We start from the raw sequence: 18,665 nt of genomic DNA, 5'->3' as shown, positions 1-18,665 counted from the left end.
ATTGGTCGAAGTCTAAGCGATAATTTCGTATTTTACCTTGACCTTAAATAGCTTAGACGCTCAAAATATTGGCAATTCTTCACAAAGGCAGTTCTTCGCGACTGAGTAATACAGATGAGCCAACAAGACGACATCGAATACCAATTAGAGACTTTAGCGATTCGTACAGGTCATACTCGTACTTTTGAGGGTGAACATAGCGAGCCAATTTTCCTGACTTCATCATTTGTTTGTGAAAGTGCAGCAGATGCCGCAGCAAAATTTTCAGGTCAAATTGAAGGCAATACCTATTCACGTTATACCAATCCAACTGTACAAACTTTCGAAAAACGTTTAGCTGTTTTGGATGGTGCTGAAGCCGCGGTTGCGACAAGTTCAGGTATGGCGGGCGTACACGCAATTACTTTGGCATATTTGAAAGCTGGCGATCATGTGGTTTGTTCACGTGCTGTCTTTGGTTCGATCATTTCTCTGTTTGAAAAATATGTCATCAAATTTGGCGTTGATGTTACTTTTGTTGATTTGGAAGATTTAGATGCTTGGAAACAAGCGATTCGTCCAACTACACGCCTATTGTTTATTGAAACACCGTCAAACCCATTAGCTCAAGTAGGTGATTTACAAGCCATTGCCGATATTGCACATGCGCATGGCGCATTATTTGCAGTCGATAATACCTTCTGTACACCAGTGTTACAGCAACCGATTAAATTTGGTGCGGACCTCGTGATCTATTCATCAACAAAATATATTGATGGTCAAGGTCGTGCGCTAGGTGGTGCAGTTGTTGGTAGTGCAAAATTGATGGAAGAGATTACAGGTGTTATTCGTACACTGGGTAACTCGATGAGCCCATTCAATGCATGGATCTTCCTGAAAGGCCTAGAAACTTTAAGCTTACGTATGAAAGCCCACTGTGCCAGTGCTCAGACTTTAGCTGAATGGTTGGATGCACACCCGAAAGTTGAAAAAGTGTACTATGCGGGACTTCCAAATCACGAAGGTCATGAGTTGGCGAAAAAGCAACAAAAAGGCTTTGGCGGAGTTGTATCGTTTGTTGCCAAAGGCGAACGTGAAGGCGCTTGGACAGTGATTGATAATACTAAGTTCCTTTCTATTACAAGTAATTTGGGTGATGTAAAATCAACAATTACTCATCCTGCAACGACTTCTCATGGCAGAATGTCAGCAGAAGCGAAAAAAGCAGCAGGGATTAGCGAAGGTTTAATTCGCGTATCTGTTGGTTTAGAAGATATTAATGATATTATTCGCGATCTTTCACGCGGTTTAGATCTTATCTAAAGTGAATTCATCAGTTTTGTTCGGAGATTTTTATGAACATTAATATGCTCATGCAGCAAGCTCAACGCATGCAAAAAGAAGTTGAGAGCAACATTAAAAAAGCCAAGGAAGAGCTTGCACAAGTTGAAGTTCACGCTGAAGCAGGTGGTGGTCTGGTTAAAGTTACTATGACTGCACGTCATGTAGTGAAACGTATCGAAATTAATCCTGAACTACTTCAAGATGATGCAGATATGATTGAAGACTTAATTGCAGCGGCAATGAATGATGCTTCACGTCAAGCTGAAGTGATTTCAGAAGAAAAACTGAAATCTGCAAACTCTGGTATGGGGCTTCCACCAGGTCTTTCAGGTTTATTCTAAGGAATACGTTGAATGTTTAGTGATCGTTTTGATCAACTTGTACAGGCATTGCGTATTTTGCCAAGCGTTGGGCCAAAGTCGGCTCAACGTATGGCACTGCACTTAATCATGAAAAATAGGGAGGGTGCTGTTGGTCTGGCACATGCCTTGACTGAAGCAACCAACTATATTCATGAATGTTCCATTTGCCATTCATTGACTGAAGATGAGGTATGCAACATATGCGTCTCGTCAGAGCGTGATGATCAACTGCTTTGTGTGGTTGAATCTCCTGCAGATGTCATGGCAATCGAGCAAAGTGGCAGTTTTAGAGGGAAATATCATGTATTGGGTGGGCATTTGTCGCCACTCGATGGTATTGGCCCCGACGAAATTGGTATCCCATATTTAATTCAACGACTAAGTGATGGTAAAGTGCAGGAAGTGATCTTGGCGACCAATGCAACGGTTGAAGGTCAAGCGACAGCACATTATTTGGTTGAAGCGACCAAACATTTACCAATACAAATGACCCGTATTGCACAGGGTGTACCACAGGGTGGTGAGCTTGAATATGTGGATAGTCATACCTTAAGTCAGGCCGTGCATAACCGAATGCGAATGAAGTAACTATAGAGCGAAACTCGTTTCGCTTTGTATAATTTTCACCTAATTATTTATACTTAATAACGATTAAAGTTTTTATTTATAATGAATAAAAAAGCCAAATAAAGAAAATAAGTCACTAAAATAACGTTTTTCCTTATAGATAAATAATATATATCAGTTAATATAAGCTCATAGAGCATCTAAAATTAGACTCAGCAACTTATGTATCAATTCATTCAAAATCAGCCAGATTTAAATTCTGTTTTAAATCTTATGGACCAAAGCTCGATTTACGGACTCGACACCGAGTTTATAAAAGTAGATACCCTGTGGCCCAAACTTGGACTTTTCCAAATTAATGTACAAAATCAGGTGTATTTACTTGATGGTACAACCCTCGATTTAAGCCAATTCTGGCAAAAATTATTTGCGGCTCAGCAAAACATTTTTCATGCTTGTAGTGAAGATATCGACCTGATTTATCACTATGCACAGCATAAGTCTTTAGAAAATGTCTTTGATACACAAGTTGGGATGTCATTTTTAGGGCATGGCTTACAAGTCAGCTATCAAAATGCCTTAAAAACCATGCTCGATGTCGATATTGATAAAGATCAGACTCGTTCAGATTGGTTGGCTCGCCCACTCAGTGCCGAGCAAATGAATTATGCAGCGAATGATGTACATTATTTAATGAATTTAAGCCAAACGATTCAAAACGAGTTGGCTGCGAAAAGTTTATTAAATTGTGTGCTTGAGGACTGCAAAAATTTAACTTATGAAATTGGCACTGAAACGCCGATCCATTTGTTGTATCACGATGTTGGTAATTATCGACATTCACGTCGACAGCTCATGCAAATTCAGCAATTGGTAGTTTGGCGTGAGCAAATGGTGAAAGCCTTAAATCAGCCACGTAGTTTTATTCTTAAAAACTCAACCATCATTGATATGGTAGAAAAAAATCCAAAAAATAATTTTCAATTGAGTGCGGTGAAAGACATTCGTCCGAACATTGTGCGTGAGCATGGTAAAATTATTTTAGATTTGTTGAAGTTTTTACCTGAACAAGCTGAATGGCCGCTGCGTATGGCACGTCCAATTCGTCATTCTTCTCAGGATATTGGTTCGCGCGTCGATACAGTCATTCAACGTGCAGTGCAAGAAACCTCTGTGCCTAAAGAAGTTTTAATGCGCAAAAAATGGTTAAATGCTTTGTATCAGCATGTGGTTTTTCATAATGATGAACAAGATTTACCGAGTTATTTGTTGGGCTGGCGCTATGATTTGCTGACGAAGCCTTTAATTGAAGTGCTGCATGCCGATGAAAGCTATCTTTCTGGTCAAATGAAAGTGTTGGAATAAGTTCTGATTGATTAAAGAACTATCACTTATACAAATTCACGACTGATGCGTTAATAAACACTAATGTATCAGTCTTTTTTTTGATGTATCCTTTGCCTTGCGTTTAATGAGTATTGATTCAATTATGTACTGTTCTATCTACAAATCGAGCAAAAAAGATGAAATGTATCTTTATATTGCTCGTCCTGAAGTTAATGAAAACGAAACTGAAGCGACAGATCCGCTTGCAGTAATGCCTGATGCATTACGTACAGCGTTTGGTCGTGCCACATTTGTCATGGATCTAGAACTTAGTGAATCACGCAAACTTGCACGTGTGAACGTATTGCATGTATTAGATTCAATTGAAACAAAAGGGTTCTTTATTCAAATGCCTCCAGAAGGTTTAATTGACCCAAATGCGGTTGAGCCAGAAGGCTTGCGCGGCGCTTAAGTTAATTCAGGAGTTGTGAAAATGAATGGTGTAGTATCGGTATTGGACTCAATTCCTGAAAGCAGTATTGCAATTACGGTTTACTTAGGTGGGGCTGTAATTGCTTTGTTGTGTTGGTATGGGCTGATGAAGCGCTTACCCAAAATGATAGGTGCCATTGGTTGGCTTATCGTATTTGCTATTTTATTAACACCAACTGTTTCTGAAGGTTCAAATGCAGCGATCGCACCTGCGATTTTTGGTTTGATTTTTGGTGTATTAACAAAAGATCAGCCATTGGTTTGGTTGAATCTATCGATGATTCTCTTTGTGGTGGGTATTGGTTTAGTCCTTGGATATTTTTGGACAAAATACAATGCAGCGAAACCACAGCATGTTGTAAACAAGAAAATTTCACCGCTTTAAATAAAAAAATAAGGTTATGTTATGTCTGTTGAAACTCAACAATTTACTGGTACAGATCAATATATTGCGACCGATAGCTTAAAACTTGCAGTAAAAGCTGCACGTTCATTGCAAAAGCCACTTTTGGTTAAAGGTGAGCCGGGGACAGGTAAAACACTTTTAGCCGAACAAGTGGCTGAAAGCTTAGGGCTTAAGCTCATTACGTGGCATATCAAATCAACGACAAAGGCTCAGCAAGGTTTGTACGAGTACGACGCCGTATCTCGTCTGCGTGATAGTCAGTTGGGTGATGACCGTGTTTATGACATCAAAAACTATATTAAGCCGGGTAAACTTTGGGAAGCGTTTACCAGTGAAGAACGTTGTGTGCTTCTAATTGACGAGATTGATAAAGCAGATATCGAATTCCCTAATGATTTGCTGCATGAACTCGATAAAATGTCCTTCTTTGTGTATGAGACGGGTGAAACGATTACGGCAACACAACGTCCAATCGTGATCATTACTTCAAATAATGAAAAAGAACTTCCAGATGCCTTTTTGCGTCGTTGTTTCTTCCATTATATTGAGTTCCCGGACGAAGCAACCATGCGTGAAATCATCGATGTGCATTTTGAAAATATTTCAAATACCTTGGTTTCAGAAGCACTGCAAATCTTCTTTAAACTACGTCAAGTTCCGGGTTTAAAGAAGCCGCCTTCAACCTCTGAGTTGATTGATTGGTTGAGTTTGCTGATGGCTGATGATATGCCAGAAGATATTTTACGCAATACGGATAAATCAAAATCAATTCCACCGCTTTATGGTGCCTTGATTAAGAATGAACAAGATGTGCAATTGCTTGAGCGTCTAGCATTTATGTCACGTCGTTAATTGATATCAATTCTATCAAAGATTTAAAAGCCGGTTATCCGGCTTTTATTTTGAGCGTTAAATCATACAAAGGTGAATTATGCAGACAAGCGCATACGTATCTCGTGTACATATAGCTGTATCTAAGAGATTAAAGCCGACCGTACTCTTGTTGGCTGCGTGCTTGTATTTTTCTAATTTTAGCTATGCAATGGATGATGCTCAGTTTGAACAGCAGCATCAACAGCTACTCCAAGATGCGTATTGGGCGCAAGTTGCAGAACATCAACTTAAAGAAAAGCTCATTGATCAATCGGATCATCTCGCAGCTCAAACGGCCATTCAGCAAAAGGCCTGTGCTGCAACTGTACTTGAGCTGAAATACTATGATTTTGTGATCTTGCATCTAAGTGACTTTAACCGCTATAGAAACCATCAAGGTTTTCATAAAATCGTATCTATTGAACATTTGCAGCAAGATCGCCTCAATGTTCAACACAAATATGAAACTCTTAAACAATCGCTTAATAATAGAAATGCGACTTGCGAATAAATCATGCTGTATGTGTTTCTTTGGGTAGTAGGGCAACGTATATGAACACGCAGTAAAAGCTTTTGGCTTTACTTGTAGAGATCAATTTTTCATAATGGTATGCGTAAAGGCAAGACTCAGTTGCAGATGAAATAACAAGATCACATGCATTCACACTGGATTTGACCTCCTGATATTTAATTTTTATTGGATTTTATTCGCCTATGTTTGTGCGATTGTTTTATACCCTTCGAAAATACGGTGTTCCTGTTTCAACTCGTGAATTGATTGACTTGAACCAAGCAGTGGCAGCAGGGCTGGTCTTTGCAGATCAAAATGAATTTTATCAGCTTGCAAAAACCGTCATGGTCAAAGATGAACGTTACTTTGATAAGTTCGACCGTGCAATGAAGGATTATTTTGACGGTATTGCCACCTTTGATTTAGACGAGCTACTAAATCAGGTACATAAACTGCCAAAGGATTGGTTTGATCTAGAGCTCATCGAAAAGCATTTGACACCTGAACAACGAGAAGAACTAAAAAAAGCTGGATCATTAGAAGAACTGATGAAAATGCTTGAAGAGCGTTTGCGCGAGCAGCATAAAAAGCATCAAGGTGGTAATCGGATGATTGGGACGGGTGGTACGTCCCCGTTTGGTGCCTATGGCGACCATCCTGAAGGCGTGCGTATTGGTGGGCCTGGTCGTAAACGATCTGCGGTGAAAGTGTGGGAACAACGTCAATACCGAAACCTAGATGATGAGCAGATTCTCGGCAGTCGTCAGATGCAGATGGCATTGCGTCGTTTGCGTAAATTTGCCCGTCAAGGTGCAGCAGATGAGCTTGACATTGATGGAACCATTCGTGAAACAGCCAAGCAAGGCATTTTGGATGTACAGCTTGTTCCAGAACGACGTAACCGCATTAAAGTGTTGATGCTGTTTGATGTTGGGGGATCGATGGATTCACATATTGCCCAATGCGAGAAGCTCTTTACCGCTGCAAAAACTGAATTTAAAACCTTAGAGTATTTCTATTTCCATAACTGTTTATATGACTATGTGTGGAAAGACAATATTCGCCGTTCAAGCACGCGTATGAATACATGGGATCTATTCAATACCTATGGGCGAGATTACCGTGTTATCGTTGTCGGTGATGCAAGTATGGCACCGTATGAGTTGAACTCGGTAGGTGGATCTGTGGAATATATGAATGATGAAGCGGGTCAGGTGTGGTTACAGCGTTTACGTAATCATTTTGATAAAACAGCGTGGTTAAACCCAGAAGAAGAAAGTTATTGGCATTACACCCAAACCATTGCTGCGATTAAACAAATCTTTGAAGATCATATGTTCCCAATGACCCTAAAAGGTGTGGAAGATATGACGAAATATTTAGCGCGCTAAAGCGTTAAAAACGATACTTTTTCTTATCAATGATGTTTATATTACTTACTCCAATTTTGCATTGTTTCTTATTTTCAAAATTGGATAGTATTTAAAAGTCTTTGTTCTGCATACAACATGAAGGAAATATGATGGATCATCAAATTAATGGTATCGCATTACCTAATGAAGAAGGTTTCTTCGGTGAATACGGTGGGCAGTTCATTCCACCAGATTTAAAACAGGCAATGGATGACATTAATGTTGCTTATGAGCAAATTCGTCATACAGAAGAATTTCAAAATGAATTGAAAGAGTTGTTTGCACACTATGTTGGACGTCCTAGTCCATTGTTTTATGCAAAGCGCTTGTCTGAAAAATTAGGTGGAGCACAAATCTACCTGAAACGTGAAGATCTCAACCATACTGGCGCACATAAAATTAACCACTGCCTTGGCGAAGCTTTGTTAGCAAAATACATGGGTAAAACCAAAGTGATCGCAGAAACTGGTGCAGGTCAGCATGGTGTGGCATTAGCAACGGCTTGTGCCTTGGTGGGTATTCCATGTGAAATTCACATGGGGCAAGTGGATATTGAAAAAGAACATCCAAACGTGGTGAAAATGAAGATTTTAGGTGCCAACCTAATCTCTGTTACTCGTGGTACAGCTACGCTCAAAGATGCAGTAGATAGCGCATTTGAAGAATATTTAAAAGATCCAACCAATTTTATTTATGCGATTGGTTCAGTGGTTGGTCCACATCCATTCCCGAAAATGGTTCGTGACTTCCAGTCAATTATTGGTGATGAAATTAAAGTTCAGACCAACGAGCGTTTTGGTGCAAATCCTGACTATGTGGTTGCATGTGTGGGTGGTGGATCCAATGCCGTTGGTGCATTTACAGCATTCCTCAATGACACCGATGTTAAACTTGTGGGTGTAGAGCCGGCTGGTCATGGCTTAGATACCAATATGCACTCTGCGACGTTGACATTGGGTAAGCCAAGTCAAATTCATGGCATGGCATGTTATGTCCTTGAAGATGAACAGGGTGAACCATTACCAGTGCATTCAATTGCATCAGGTTTGGATTATCCTGGAGTGGGGCCACAACATAGCTTGTTAAAAGACCTAGGCCGTGTTGAATATACAACAGCGACAGACCAAGAATGTTTAGATGCATTCATGACGCTTTCACGTGTAGAAGGTATTGTGCCTGCACTAGAAAGTTCACATGCGGTTGCATGGGCAATTCGTGAAGCATCAAAACTTGCCAAAGATGTGAAGATTGTTGTTAACGTTTCAGGCCGGGGCGATAAAGACTCAGACTATGTGGCTGAAAAATTAGGTTTAAATTAATTACTGCCATTAAAAAAGACTAAGTTGCTCATCATCTGTTGATGGTGCAAAAATCTTTTGCAGTTGTATAGCCCGATCTATATTCGAAGTATCCCAGTTTTTAACTGGGATATTTTTTTTGACATAATTTTTATATATAGTGTGGTTAACGCTTGATGTAATTGGAATTAACTCAGGATGTAGTGCATAAATAATTGCTTTTGCATCTAAAATTTCAGCGATAGACGAAGCAATCTCCAAATTAATCGTACGTCGGTGGTATTCCAGCAGCTCATCATTCTTCATCGAAACCATTAAGCGTTCTAATTCTAAAATGATGGCATCCAGTTGGTCTAATTTATCTAAAACGGGTTTCAACATAAGAAAGGAAATTGAGAAAAGTAATTAATTTGTAATGTGTATGTCATTACAAATTTTGAATTATATTAAATTATTGATTTTTAGAATTCCCCCCTTAAAGCTTGTTAAGGGGGAATTATTGAGTTTAGCCTGAAATATATTGTTGAAGTTGTTCGATCAGTTTGCGTTGATCATCCATTGCTGCTTTTACAAGGTCGCCGATGGAGATTAAGCCGGTTAATTTCTGTTCCTCAACGACAGGTAAATGACGTAAATGGCGATCTGTCATAAGTTCTAAACATTCTTCGACAGTCGCGGCACTTGTCACGGTGATGACACTACCCGTCATAATTTCGCTGACAGAGGTATCGAAAGAGGTTCTTTCCATGAGTGCGATTTTACGTGTGTAATCACGCTCAGACAAAATCCCAACAACTGTGCCTTCATGGGTCACAACGAGGGCACCAATGCCTTTTTGTGCCATCAGGGAAATGGCTTCGAGTACAGTCGCATCTGGGGTGATGGTGTAAATTTCTTGATAAGCTTTGTCTTTAAGTACTTGGGCAACTGTAGTCATATTTTCATTCCTTTATAGTAGTTTTTGTTTAATTTAAATTAGCGCGAAATTTGAAAAAAGCAAATACTTTTCAGTGCATGCAGAGGTCAAACATGCACTGAGGGTTTTATGCCATTTGAATCTTATCTTGGTTAAAAAAGAATAAACGCATTTGTGATGTTGTGAGCTTGAGACGAATGTGACTTGAGCTATGCAACGCAGGGATAACTTTAAGGCGTGTCAATGTTGGTAATAGCGATGCCTCAAAATCTTCTGGAGTAATGCGTCGTGGAGTGTAGTTGGGCCAATGCTTTTTGGCATATTTATGCGCTTGAATGCCATTTAGCCAAAACGGGAAGATAATATGATCTTGATCGCTGGTCATTGCCCAACCTTGTTGGTGGTAGAGACCCCAAAGGACTCCACAGTACATCATGGTTTTTAAAATACTAATTTTGAAAAATAAATCTTTTGGAATAGGTTTATATTGCTTTAATTTAGACATCATATGCAGCGTGTTGTTGATGTTGCTCCTATTGTAGGAAATTCTTATGAAAAAGCTGTGTAAGCTTTGAACTGGATTGTAAGAATTTATGTAGTCAAAAGTTGAAGGGTGTAAAAAAACGCCACCTTAGTGACGTTTTGTTATGCTTGCAAGGTGGCCATGTTCTGCCAATATTGCGCTTTGAGTGAGTCACGTTCTACGCGGAAGCCTTGATAATAAAGTTCAGCCAAAAATAACGCTGCTTTACCATGTCCAGCACGAGCTGCATCTTCCAATTCGTGAACTGCATCGCTGAAGTTCATTTGAGACTGAATTGTGTTCACCGCATTTGCGTATACATGTTCGAGTTCATGTTGAGAGAATTGTTGAATCATATTTAACTCCTTATTCTAATTATGATCATTAAGGGCCCATTCTTTAGCCCTATTAACTAATATAACTAAGTATTATTAAACTAATATTACAATTATCTTGAATTGTCAACTATTCACGTAAGTATTTCTAATTTGCTATAGTTTACATGATTAAACAATGAACAATTGTTTTCATGGGTAAAATACTAACATAAGAAGTTGTAGATAATAAGGAGAAGTAAAATGACAAAAGTTTTAGACGGTTTAACTTTAGATTATCCTCCGACATTAGCGCAAATTGTGGAATTGGCACATCTACATCGTCGCAATCTTGATGACGCAATTTTTCATCAGGAGATTCATTTAGGGGATTTTGGTTTAGCACAGCGCAAACGTGTATATGATTTCACACGGGATTTAGATAAGGGACAGCGCTTAGAATTTTACAATGCATACAATGGTGAATTACTCAAAATCGCCGATGATGATGATTTACATCCTGCGCATGCAGAGGGTGGAATGAGTATTTTTGCAGTATTTATCGTTTTGGCGATTATTGCATTGATTCTTTATTTTGCGGTGATACGTACCATTATTCAGTAAATTGTTTAGCTAACTCACAGACTGAAACAGTGGACTGATGCAGTTTTAAGCGCTGTGACTTGAACTTCTTGAACGTCAGCCATACACTACTTTGAACCTGAGGTAGTGTATGACTATTGATTTAGAAAAAATTATTCAATTCAAATCTAAAATACAGCTAGAGCAAATTTATAATATCTTTGTTTCAGTCGTGATCGTAGTGATTTTGGTATTGGCTGTGATTGCCTTATATCGTCCTATTTCTGTACAGCAATACCAAAACGTATCACGACTTGCGTTTCAGCAAAGTTATCCTGAAACTCAGGAAATGGCGATGTTGCTGAGACAGCAAGATCGCATCCGTGTGGGTGCTTATCTTAAATTGATGCATGCTTATCAGATGGAGTCTGTACGGGCACATCAACTTCCGGCTTTGGCAGAGGAACAGCCTTAGTCGCAGGGATTATCTTGGTTGGAGCTGCTTGTACATTCTCCTCCAATATCTGCTGTACTTCATTTTTATCTAAGGTTTTACTGACCACAATCACCGTCATATTTTCAGGGTGCATGTAGGTACGAACCGCATTTTGTACATCAGCTACAGTTATTTTTTCCAATAATTTAGGGTACTGGGTCAAATAATCTGGGTCTTGTTGATAAAAGCCCAATAGACCAAGCTGTGCATTGATTGTTGCATTACTGCTGTAATTATTTGGAAAAGCACGCAGCATACCGGCTTTGGTTTCTTCCATTTGTTTTTGATCAATAGGCATTTTGACAAAATCATTAAAGGCTTTATGCGCAACACGAATACTATCTATCAGCTGATCTTGACGTGTTCCATAGCTAAAACTAAAGATACCGGGCGCTTGGCTAAAGCTAAATGCACTATAGGCACCATAAGTATAGCCACGTTTGACACGAAGCTCTTGCATGAGGACCGAGTTAAAACCACCACCGCCAAACATTCGATTGGCTACTTCTAGGGCTAATCGATCTTTGTTATCACGGGTCGTCCCTAAATGTCCAAATATGACGTTGGCTTGGGTGGAATTGTAGGGAAGATGGATAATATCAAACCCTTGTTTTTCTTCTGGTTGTGCAAGTGCCTTGGCTTTTTCACCTTGGTTTAAGTTTCCAGAAATACGTTCTGCTAGGTTTTGCGCTTCTTTTTTGCTGAGTTTGCCTGTAATGGCAATATTCATGTTTTGAGCAACTAAAAATTGATCACGAAACTTTTTTAAAATGTCTGGTGTTATTTTTTTGATACTGCCATTGGTTCCCGTAATCGGTTCTGCATAAGGATGTGTGCCGTATACAGCCCGATAGAAACGAATATTCATTAAGCGACTTGGGCTTTCTTGGAGTTGCTTCTGACCAGCTTGGTTATTACTGAGAGCTAAGTTTAGACTAGAGGTTTTAAAAGTCGCATTTTTAATCACGTCCATCATCATACTTAAAGCAGGTTCTAATTTTTTAGGGTCTGACAATACGCGTAACCGAACGACAAACATATCTCGATGTGCTTGCACGCTAAATTGAGCACCTGTTTGGTCAAAAACCGAGGCAATTTGCGTTGCATTGTATTTTTCTGTGCCTTCATCGATTAAACGTGCAGCCATGTTGGCAACACCATACAAGCCTTTTCCGACTTCTTCATCACGAGCAGAACCCGCATTAAAGGTCAGTTGAATATCCACCATGGGTAGATCTTGCGATTCAACAAACAGGCTATTCACACCATGTCGGTTTTTCAGCACTTGAACAAGTGGAGCACGGTAGTCTTTATCAATCTGTAAATTCTTTAAACTTTGCAGCATGGGGATAGATTGTAATTGGCTCGGATTATCGTTGAGGTCAGGAACATTTTCCGTATATGTTTCTGCATGGAGGATTGAGCCAAACGCAGTGAGTAAGCTTAGGGATAAAATTTTCGTAATAGTCATCACTAATCCTTACAAGACGCTATCTGTGTTTTGGGTTGAGCTGATTTGTTGCTCTGGAATAACAACTTCCGTTTGAGCGGATTTTACTGTTTGATCTGCTTTATTTGAGGTTGTTGGAACCTCCGTCTGTTCTGGAAGTAGATACATGGTGCTTAAATTTTCTCGGACAAAATACGCATTGGCGACACGTTGAATATCCTGTGCGCTGACGTTTTCATATAATTTTGGTAATTCGTCCATTAGCCTGAAACTGAGCCCATTGACTTCTAAGTTACCGATAGTCTTGGCTTGGCTGCTGATGTCATCTTGGTTATAGACTAAATTGGAGACAAAACGTGTGGTGATACGTTCAACTTCAGGTGTTTTGACTAATTCTGTTTTTAAAGTGTCGATTTCATCTTGTATAGCTTTTTGCGCTTGTTCCATTTTGACGCCATCGGCAGGGAGTGCTGAAATGGTAAACAAGCTGTCTCCACGATTGTATGGATCATAAGAAACGCTTACAGCCGTGAGTAATTTTCTATCTCGTACCAGTTTGTCTTGTAGGCGAGATGAGATCCCACTGTCTAAAATATTGCGAATAATATTGAGTGCATAAGCATCTTGTGGATTTTTTGCGGTAGCCAGTGAGCGTACATTCCACGCCATATACAAATTGGGCACTTGTACGGGCAAATTTAGTTCCATGTGACGATAGCCCACACGTTCGAATTCCATCACATCGTTACGATCAGGTGTTTTACGTGATGGAATATCACCAAAGTATTTTTGAACTTGACGTATTGCTGCTTCGGCATCGACATCACCGACAATCACCAAAATGGCGTTGTTTGGGGTATACCAATCTTTATACCACTGTTTTAAATCTGCTAATTTGATGTTTTGCAGATTTTTCATGTGTCCAATGACGGGTTGACGATAGTGACTGGTTGGGTAAGAGATCCATTTGAAACGTTCATAAGCCAAAGAACGAGGGTTATCATCTGTACGCTGTCTGCGTTCTTCCATAACCACTTTAATTTCAGGCTCGAAATCTTGTTGTTGCAATCGTAAATTACTCATACGATCCGCTTCGAGCTCCAGCGCCATAGGAAAATAGGCTTTTGGATACAACTGATAATAATTGGTGTAATTGGTAAAGGTTGCAGCGTTGATGCTGCCGCCATAGATACGGCTGAGACGTGTAAATTCATCATTAGGAACTTTGGTGGTTCCTTTAAACATCATATGTTCGAGCGCGTGGGAGATCCCTAATAGATTGCCCGACTCATCACTACTGCCAACACGATACCAAATATGGGTCATTACCATCGGCGCACGGTGGTCTTCACGGATAATGACCTTTAAGCCATTTTTAAGTGTGGTTTCAAAGGTGCTACGTGTTAATTGGGTACGTGTGTCTGCATGTAGATGAGTTGCAGACCAAAGGCAACTGCTAATGACACAGATAGGAAGCGCAGAGCGAAATAAAGTTTTAAAAAGACAAGGAGAAAATCTGTTTTTATGGGACACAAAGGAATCCATTAAAATGCATTTTATAGCTATCTAGTTTTCCTAAAGTTAATTTTGATTGCAAGTTCAACATGTTGTTTTTTAGTGTGCTTCGCTCTGACAGGCGTGTAGCGACTCAATTTAAGATAACTTATGATAGAATCGGTTTTTTTAACGCAGTGCTTTTCAAGGATTCGGCATGCAACAGCAATCTCATGGGCAGAATAAATTTTTGATTGATGCTGATATCGGTGATGACGATGTCACGCTACCGAGTTTACCTGCGGTAAATGTGCCGATTATCGAGACACCGAAAGTACAGCAAGACGTTGCTGCACCATTACAAGAAACAGAGTCAGAAACTGAAGACTCGAAGGCGAAAGGCGGCTTCTTTAGTCGAATGAAAGAAGGTCTAGCAAAGTCACGTAAGAACTTGGCAGACGGCATGGTGAATATCCTGATCGGTGGGAAGGAAATTGACGATGAACTTTTAGAAGAAGTCGAAGAGCAACTTTTGGTTGCTGACATTGGTGTTGATGCAACCAAAACGATTATTGCGAACTTAACTGAACGTACTGAACGTGGTGATTTAATTTACTCACACTCTTTGTATAAAGCGCTTCAAGAAGAACTGGTGGCATTACTTGCACCACGTGTTAAACCGCTACATATCGATAGCAATAAAAATCCGTATGTGATTTTGGTTGTTGGTGTAAATGGTGTGGGTAAAACCACCACGATTGGTAAATTAGCAAAACGCTTACAAGGTGAAGGTAAAAAAGTAATGTTGGCTGCTGGTGATACATTCCGTGCAGCAGCAACAGAGCAATTACAAATTTGGGGCGAACGCAATAATATTGCAGTTGTGGCGCAAGGTCATGGTGCAGATTCTGCTTCAGTTATTTTTGATGCATTCGAAAGTGCTCGTGCAAAAGGCGTAGACGTGCTGATTGCAGACACCGCAGGTCGTTTACACAACAAAGGACACCTCATGCAAGAGTTGTCTAAAGTAAAACGTGTAATGCAAAAAATTGACGCTACAGCTCCGCATGAAGTGATGTTGGTGGTAGATGCAGGCACAGGTCAAAATGCCATTAACCAAGTTGAAATGTTTGACGAGGCAGTAGGGCTTACAGGTCTAACTATTACTAAGCTTGATGGTACAGCCAAAGGTGGTGTGTTATTCAATATTGCAAGCCGTACCCATGTGCCAATTCGTTTTATTGGTGTAGGTGAGAAAATTGATGACTTGCGTCCATTCTCAGCAAAATCATTTGTCGCAGCATTATTTGAAACTGATAAATAAAATGCGTTAAATGTCACATAAACTCCGCAAAATGCGGAGTTTTTTGTTTTTGAGCTTACTGATTGATTTAAAAAGCAACATGTGAATAAATCATAGTCAAAATTTAGCCTGATATACCCTTAGAATAAGTAAGGAATTGTTGTTATATATAAAAATTGCTTTGGGGTGTTTAGGGTGGCGTTACTCGATAAAATTGGTCATGTATTGACTGCGGATATCACTAAAGATTTTAAATTAAAAAAGAAAACTACCGAACAAGAAGTAGAAGCGTCATTTGTCGACCAACTAAAGAAACGTCGAAGTATTTATGAGCTTGGAAAAAAGGTGCATTATAGTCAGGCTTACTTGGCTGAACTGATTCAAGAATCCGTAAGAAGTTGTCCATCTGCATATAATTCGCAAAGCACACGTATTGTAGTTTTATTTGGCGAATCTCATCAAAAATTTTGGGACATTGTAAAAGACGTACAACGCAAGAATGTTGCGAGTTATATTTTTGAAGGTGTGGCGCTCAAAATAGATCAGTGTGCAGCTGGCCTGGGAACTGTGCTTTTCTATGAAGATCAAGCTGTGATTCAACAATTACAAAAGAAAGTGCCATTAAGTGCAGAAGATTTTCCAGTGTGGTCGGAGCAAACGTCAGGCATGGCTCAATTCGCAGTATGGACTTCGATCGCAGATGCAGGTTTAGGCGCATGTTTACAACACTATAATCCACACATTGATTATGCCGTTGCCGAACACTTTAATATTTCAAAACAATGGCTGCTACGTGCGCAGTTGGTCTTTGGTTCAATTGAAGGTCAAGCGCCTGAACGTTTAGAACCAGAAGATCAAGATCAGTTTAGAATTTATGAGTAATTTCTATGTTCTGTAGGTTGCTTTGATTTCTGCTGTCCTAAAGACTGTGAACCAATATTTGAATGTAAGTGGGTTGTAGGTATTTAGATGCTTGCAACTGATTGTTCTAGAAATAAGACACAATGTTGTAAATATAGTCATGCAACTGTTAAAAACATCACCTATTATAAATCTCAACTTAGTCAGCTAATTGAAAATAAAAAGAGGTCTTGTAATGTCATTCTTGAATCAAATCGAACAACGTCGCACAATCTATTCTATTGGTAATAACGTTACTTTATCGCAAGATGAAATTGAGCAAACCATTAAAAATGCAGTACGTTTAAGTCCGTCATCATTTAACTCTCAAACGTCTCGTGTCGTTATTCTGTTTGGTGATGCACATCAAAAATTCTGGAATATCGTACGTGAAACTTTACGTAAAATTGTACCTGCAGATGCATTTGAAGGAACCAATGGCAAGATTAATAGTTTTGCAGCAGGTTTTGGTACAGCATTATTTTATGAAGATCAGGCTGTAGTAAAAGCCCTCCAAGAACAATTTGCACTTTATGCAGATAATTTCCCAGTATGGTCTGAACACTCAACAGCGATTGCTCAATTTGCTACTTGGACGGCTTTGGCTGAAAAAAATATTGGTGCGTCATTACAACATTACAATCCAATTGTTGATGCTGAAACAGCTGCGGCATTTGATGTGCCAGATCAATGGAAACTACGCGCACAGCTTGTTTTTGGTTCGATTGAAGCACCTGCAGGTGAAAAAACCTTTATTGCAGATGAAGAACGATTCAAAACATTCAAGTAATGATGGTGTGATGAATTAAAAAGGATGCTTTGAGCATCCTTTTTTTATATGCAAAATTCTTGAATGAATATCAAAATAATGTCTTGAAACAAAATATACAGTGATTGTTAGATGTCATAAGATTGTCATATATGCATTGCATAGTGCATTCGAAACTAAATAATTGATAAAGAGTGATAATGATGACTTTAAGATTAACTGTTGCTGCTGCAGCGCTGATGTTAAGTAGTGCCGGATTTGCAGCTGTAACTTTGACTGTTCCGGAAGAAATTAAAATAGTTGCAGTTAATGATCAAGAAGTTACTGGTGGTTTATTTCGATCTACCGAGAAATATAAGCTAGATGCAGGTGAAAACGTATTAACGGTCCGTTATAGCGAATTTTTTCAACATGCTGATAATTCGCACGATATATTAAAGTCAGGTGTTGCCGCTATTCGTACTCCAGCACTGATTGATGGTCAAGAGTATCGTTTGGGTCTAGTCAATGCACCAAAAGATTTTGATGCTGCGCAAAAATATAAAGACCAGCCGATATTTGGGTTGTATGACAAATCTAATCAATTACTTGTGCAGCAAGCTGGGGCAAAGAAAGAACAAAAATCGATTTTCTCCAATGGTGTATTGGGTAATGCCGTAGATTTTACGAAGAAAGAAGCTGTGCCAGAAAATCAACCGGCACCTGTTTATGCACAATCCGTAACAGTAAAGCCAACGAACGTAGCCGTTCCTGTAGCTGCTCCAAAAAATATAGCTGTTCATCAAAATGGAGTAGATCAACAATTAATTCAGCTTTGGCAGAAGGCTAGTAAAGCTGAACGACAAAAATTCATGAGTTGGTTGGCTGAGCAAGCAAACTAAAGTTACTTTCGTAACTTTATTAGTTTTCTTGAAATCCGCGTTATTTGAAAAGTCCGTTGAATTACGGGCTTTTTAGATTGAAGAATATAAAAATCACCAAGAATTATAAAATTCGTCTTTCATAAAGCAAAATATACGGATATATTGATCTTTAAATAAGCAATAAATTGCTTTTAGTTTAAAAAATATACATTCAAGCGCAATATCGTAGAAATTTCTATGATAGGGGCTTGTGTTTGTTTTGAAACTCTATAGAATACGCTGCATACCAACGCAGACAGCTATAAACATAAGGTTTTGAGTTGTTTGATGTTGTTTTCTTATTTGCTGACGAAGCATTAAGAAGATCATTAAGAGATTATGAAGAACAACTTGTGTGGATTTTTACTGATTGATCGATCGAAATTATTTTCATTGATTGATGGTAGAAATTACTCGAAGTTTATTTGAGCAAATTTTTGTCAGTA

21 protein-coding genes and 1 pseudogene are annotated in these 18,665 nt (G+C 39.1%); 16 read left to right on the top strand and 6 right to left on the bottom strand.

Features of this window, described 5'->3' with window-relative positions; all coding sequences use genetic code 11:
• Positions 1–114: 114 nt before the first annotated feature.
• The 10 genes from FTV37_RS03955 (at position 115) to trpB (ending at position 8,591) form a co-directional block, all read left to right on the top strand.
• Entirely contained in the window at positions 115–1,302 is a 1,188-nt protein-coding gene (locus FTV37_RS03955; RefSeq protein WP_168379669.1) for an O-succinylhomoserine sulfhydrylase, read from the top strand.
• Positions 1,303–1,334: 32 nt separating this feature from the next.
• Positions 1,335–1,664 (top strand): YbaB/EbfC family nucleoid-associated protein, encoded by a 330-nt coding sequence (locus FTV37_RS03950; protein ID WP_078188506.1) that lies wholly within the window; start codon positions 1,335–1,337, stop codon positions 1,662–1,664.
• 12 nt (positions 1,665–1,676) lie between these two features.
• Positions 1,677–2,273: a recombination mediator RecR gene (gene recR, locus FTV37_RS03945; RefSeq protein ID WP_078188505.1), complete on the top strand. Its 597-nt coding sequence runs from the start codon at positions 1,677–1,679 to the stop codon at positions 2,271–2,273.
• A 201-nt stretch (positions 2,274–2,474) separates the two neighbouring features.
• Entirely contained in the window at positions 2,475–3,617 is a 1,143-nt protein-coding gene (locus FTV37_RS03940; protein ID WP_180063087.1) for an HRDC domain-containing protein, read from the top strand.
• Between the two features lie 124 nt (positions 3,618–3,741).
• Positions 3,742–4,050, top strand: a complete 309-nt coding sequence (locus FTV37_RS03935) for a YcgL domain-containing protein (RefSeq protein WP_078188503.1) — start codon at positions 3,742–3,744, stop codon at positions 4,048–4,050.
• A 21-nt stretch (positions 4,051–4,071) separates the two neighbouring features.
• Complete coding sequence (locus tag FTV37_RS03930; protein WP_180063086.1) at positions 4,072–4,455, top strand: hypothetical protein; 384 nt, start codon at positions 4,072–4,074, stop codon at positions 4,453–4,455.
• Between the two features lie 21 nt (positions 4,456–4,476).
• Positions 4,477–5,328 (top strand): MoxR family ATPase, encoded by an 852-nt coding sequence (locus FTV37_RS03925; RefSeq protein WP_078188501.1) that lies wholly within the window; start codon positions 4,477–4,479, stop codon positions 5,326–5,328.
• Positions 5,329–5,407: 79 nt separating this feature from the next.
• Positions 5,408–5,860 carry a hypothetical protein gene (locus tag FTV37_RS03920; protein WP_180063085.1) on the top strand — a complete coding sequence of 151 codons (453 nt, stop codon included), beginning with the start codon at positions 5,408–5,410 and terminating at the stop codon, positions 5,858–5,860.
• Positions 5,861–6,063: 203 nt separating this feature from the next.
• Entirely contained in the window at positions 6,064–7,251 is a 1,188-nt protein-coding gene (locus tag FTV37_RS03915) for a VWA domain-containing protein (protein ID WP_180007278.1), read from the top strand.
• Positions 7,252–7,382: 131 nt separating this feature from the next.
• On the top strand, positions 7,383–8,591 hold the full coding sequence (trpB, locus tag FTV37_RS03910) for a tryptophan synthase subunit beta (RefSeq protein WP_180063175.1): 1,209 nt from the start codon (positions 7,383–7,385) through the stop codon (positions 8,589–8,591).
• A 9-nt stretch (positions 8,592–8,600) separates the two neighbouring features.
• Here trpB and FTV37_RS03905 read toward each other — a convergent pair whose 3' ends face one another.
• From FTV37_RS03905 to FTV37_RS03890, 4 genes are all read right to left on the bottom strand, one after another.
• Positions 8,601–8,951, bottom strand: a complete 351-nt coding sequence (locus tag FTV37_RS03905) for a hypothetical protein (protein WP_180063084.1) — start codon at positions 8,949–8,951, stop codon at positions 8,601–8,603.
• A 124-nt stretch (positions 8,952–9,075) separates the two neighbouring features.
• Positions 9,076–9,507 carry a CBS domain-containing protein gene (locus FTV37_RS03900; RefSeq protein ID WP_078193901.1) on the bottom strand — a complete coding sequence of 144 codons (432 nt, stop codon included), beginning with the start codon at positions 9,505–9,507 and terminating at the stop codon, positions 9,076–9,078.
• Positions 9,508–9,613: 106 nt separating this feature from the next.
• Positions 9,614–9,991, bottom strand: coding sequence for a DUF2750 domain-containing protein (locus tag FTV37_RS03895; protein WP_078188495.1), 378 nt, complete (start codon positions 9,989–9,991; stop codon positions 9,614–9,616).
• A gap of 140 nt (positions 9,992–10,131) precedes the next feature.
• On the bottom strand, positions 10,132–10,365 hold the full coding sequence (locus tag FTV37_RS03890) for a hypothetical protein (protein ID WP_078188494.1): 234 nt from the start codon (positions 10,363–10,365) through the stop codon (positions 10,132–10,134).
• 222 nt (positions 10,366–10,587) lie between these two features.
• On the opposite strand from FTV37_RS03890, the gene FTV37_RS03885 reads away from it, so the two are divergent.
• Entirely contained in the window at positions 10,588–10,947 is a 360-nt protein-coding gene (locus tag FTV37_RS03885) for a hypothetical protein (RefSeq protein WP_180011241.1), read from the top strand.
• Between the two features lie 109 nt (positions 10,948–11,056).
• A complete protein-coding gene (locus FTV37_RS03880; RefSeq protein WP_180063083.1) occupies positions 11,057–11,380 on the top strand; it encodes a hypothetical protein in 324 nt (107 codons plus the stop codon).
• Here FTV37_RS03880 and FTV37_RS03875 read toward each other — a convergent pair.
• Both FTV37_RS03875 and FTV37_RS03870 read right to left on the bottom strand, forming a co-directional pair.
• Positions 11,304–12,872, bottom strand: a complete 1,569-nt coding sequence (locus FTV37_RS03875; protein ID WP_180063082.1) for a pitrilysin family protein — start codon at positions 12,870–12,872, stop codon at positions 11,304–11,306. The two genes, FTV37_RS03880 and FTV37_RS03875, sit on opposite strands and share 77 nt — an antisense overlap.
• A 126-nt stretch (positions 12,873–12,998) precedes the next feature.
• A pseudogene (locus FTV37_RS03870) lies at positions 12,999–14,312 on the bottom strand (M16 family metallopeptidase); the annotation flags it as partial.
• 250 nt (positions 14,313–14,562) lie between these two features.
• Here FTV37_RS03870 and ftsY point away from each other — a divergent pair.
• From ftsY to FTV37_RS03850, 4 genes are all read left to right on the top strand, one after another.
• On the top strand, positions 14,563–15,669 hold the full coding sequence (gene ftsY, locus FTV37_RS03865) for a signal recognition particle-docking protein FtsY (protein WP_168379661.1): 1,107 nt from the start codon (positions 14,563–14,565) through the stop codon (positions 15,667–15,669).
• 174 nt (positions 15,670–15,843) lie between these two features.
• Entirely contained in the window at positions 15,844–16,530 is a 687-nt protein-coding gene (locus FTV37_RS03860) for a nitroreductase family protein (protein WP_180063081.1), read from the top strand.
• 214 nt (positions 16,531–16,744) lie between these two features.
• Positions 16,745–17,338, top strand: coding sequence for a nitroreductase family protein (locus tag FTV37_RS03855; protein ID WP_168379659.1), 594 nt, complete (start codon positions 16,745–16,747; stop codon positions 17,336–17,338).
• A 182-nt stretch (positions 17,339–17,520) separates the two neighbouring features.
• Positions 17,521–18,198 carry a DUF2057 domain-containing protein gene (locus tag FTV37_RS03850; protein WP_180063174.1) on the top strand — a complete coding sequence of 226 codons (678 nt, stop codon included), beginning with the start codon at positions 17,521–17,523 and terminating at the stop codon, positions 18,196–18,198.
• The last annotated feature ends 467 nt before the right edge of the window (positions 18,199–18,665 follow it).

The sequence above is a fragment of the Acinetobacter sp. YH16042 genome (assembly GCF_013417245.1).
In the GTDB taxonomy this organism is placed as follows: domain Bacteria; phylum Pseudomonadota; class Gammaproteobacteria; order Pseudomonadales; family Moraxellaceae; genus Acinetobacter; species Acinetobacter amyesii.
The sequence above is the reverse complement of the archived record's forward strand: the minus strand, read 5'-3'. Positions and strand labels throughout refer to the sequence as shown.

What these genes read in the sequence shown, in the direction of transcription:
- FTV37_RS03955 (WP_168379669.1), top strand. Translation starts at nt 115, where the DNA reads ATGAGCCAACAAGACGACATCGAATACCAATTAGAGACTTTAGCGATT.
- FTV37_RS03950 (WP_078188506.1), top strand. Translation starts at nt 1,335, where the DNA reads ATGAACATTAATATGCTCATGCAGCAAGCTCAACGCATGCAAAAAGAA.
- recR (WP_078188505.1), top strand. Translation starts at nt 1,677, where the DNA reads ATGTTTAGTGATCGTTTTGATCAACTTGTACAGGCATTGCGTATTTTG.
- FTV37_RS03940 (WP_180063087.1), top strand. Translation starts at nt 2,475, where the DNA reads ATGTATCAATTCATTCAAAATCAGCCAGATTTAAATTCTGTTTTAAAT.
- FTV37_RS03935 (WP_078188503.1), top strand. Translation starts at nt 3,742, where the DNA reads ATGTACTGTTCTATCTACAAATCGAGCAAAAAAGATGAAATGTATCTT.
- FTV37_RS03930 (WP_180063086.1), top strand. Translation starts at nt 4,072, where the DNA reads ATGAATGGTGTAGTATCGGTATTGGACTCAATTCCTGAAAGCAGTATT.
- FTV37_RS03925 (WP_078188501.1), top strand. Translation starts at nt 4,477, where the DNA reads ATGTCTGTTGAAACTCAACAATTTACTGGTACAGATCAATATATTGCG.
- FTV37_RS03920 (WP_180063085.1), top strand. Translation starts at nt 5,408, where the DNA reads ATGCAGACAAGCGCATACGTATCTCGTGTACATATAGCTGTATCTAAG.
- FTV37_RS03915 (WP_180007278.1), top strand. Translation starts at nt 6,064, where the DNA reads ATGTTTGTGCGATTGTTTTATACCCTTCGAAAATACGGTGTTCCTGTT.
- trpB (WP_180063175.1), top strand. Translation starts at nt 7,383, where the DNA reads ATGGATCATCAAATTAATGGTATCGCATTACCTAATGAAGAAGGTTTC.
- FTV37_RS03905 (WP_180063084.1), bottom strand. Translation starts at nt 8,951, where the DNA reads ATGTTGAAACCCGTTTTAGATAAATTAGACCAACTGGATGCCATCATT.
- FTV37_RS03900 (WP_078193901.1), bottom strand. Translation starts at nt 9,507, where the DNA reads ATGACTACAGTTGCCCAAGTACTTAAAGACAAAGCTTATCAAGAAATT.
- FTV37_RS03895 (WP_078188495.1), bottom strand. Translation starts at nt 9,991, where the DNA reads ATGTCTAAATTAAAGCAATATAAACCTATTCCAAAAGATTTATTTTTC.
- FTV37_RS03890 (WP_078188494.1), bottom strand. Translation starts at nt 10,365, where the DNA reads ATGATTCAACAATTCTCTCAACATGAACTCGAACATGTATACGCAAAT.
- FTV37_RS03885 (WP_180011241.1), top strand. Translation starts at nt 10,588, where the DNA reads ATGACAAAAGTTTTAGACGGTTTAACTTTAGATTATCCTCCGACATTA.
- FTV37_RS03880 (WP_180063083.1), top strand. Translation starts at nt 11,057, where the DNA reads ATGACTATTGATTTAGAAAAAATTATTCAATTCAAATCTAAAATACAG.
- FTV37_RS03875 (WP_180063082.1), bottom strand. Translation starts at nt 12,872, where the DNA reads ATGACTATTACGAAAATTTTATCCCTAAGCTTACTCACTGCGTTTGGC.
- ftsY (WP_168379661.1), top strand. Translation starts at nt 14,563, where the DNA reads ATGCAACAGCAATCTCATGGGCAGAATAAATTTTTGATTGATGCTGAT.
- FTV37_RS03855 (WP_168379659.1), top strand. Translation starts at nt 16,745, where the DNA reads ATGTCATTCTTGAATCAAATCGAACAACGTCGCACAATCTATTCTATT.
- FTV37_RS03850 (WP_180063174.1), top strand. Translation starts at nt 17,521, where the DNA reads ATGACTTTAAGATTAACTGTTGCTGCTGCAGCGCTGATGTTAAGTAGT.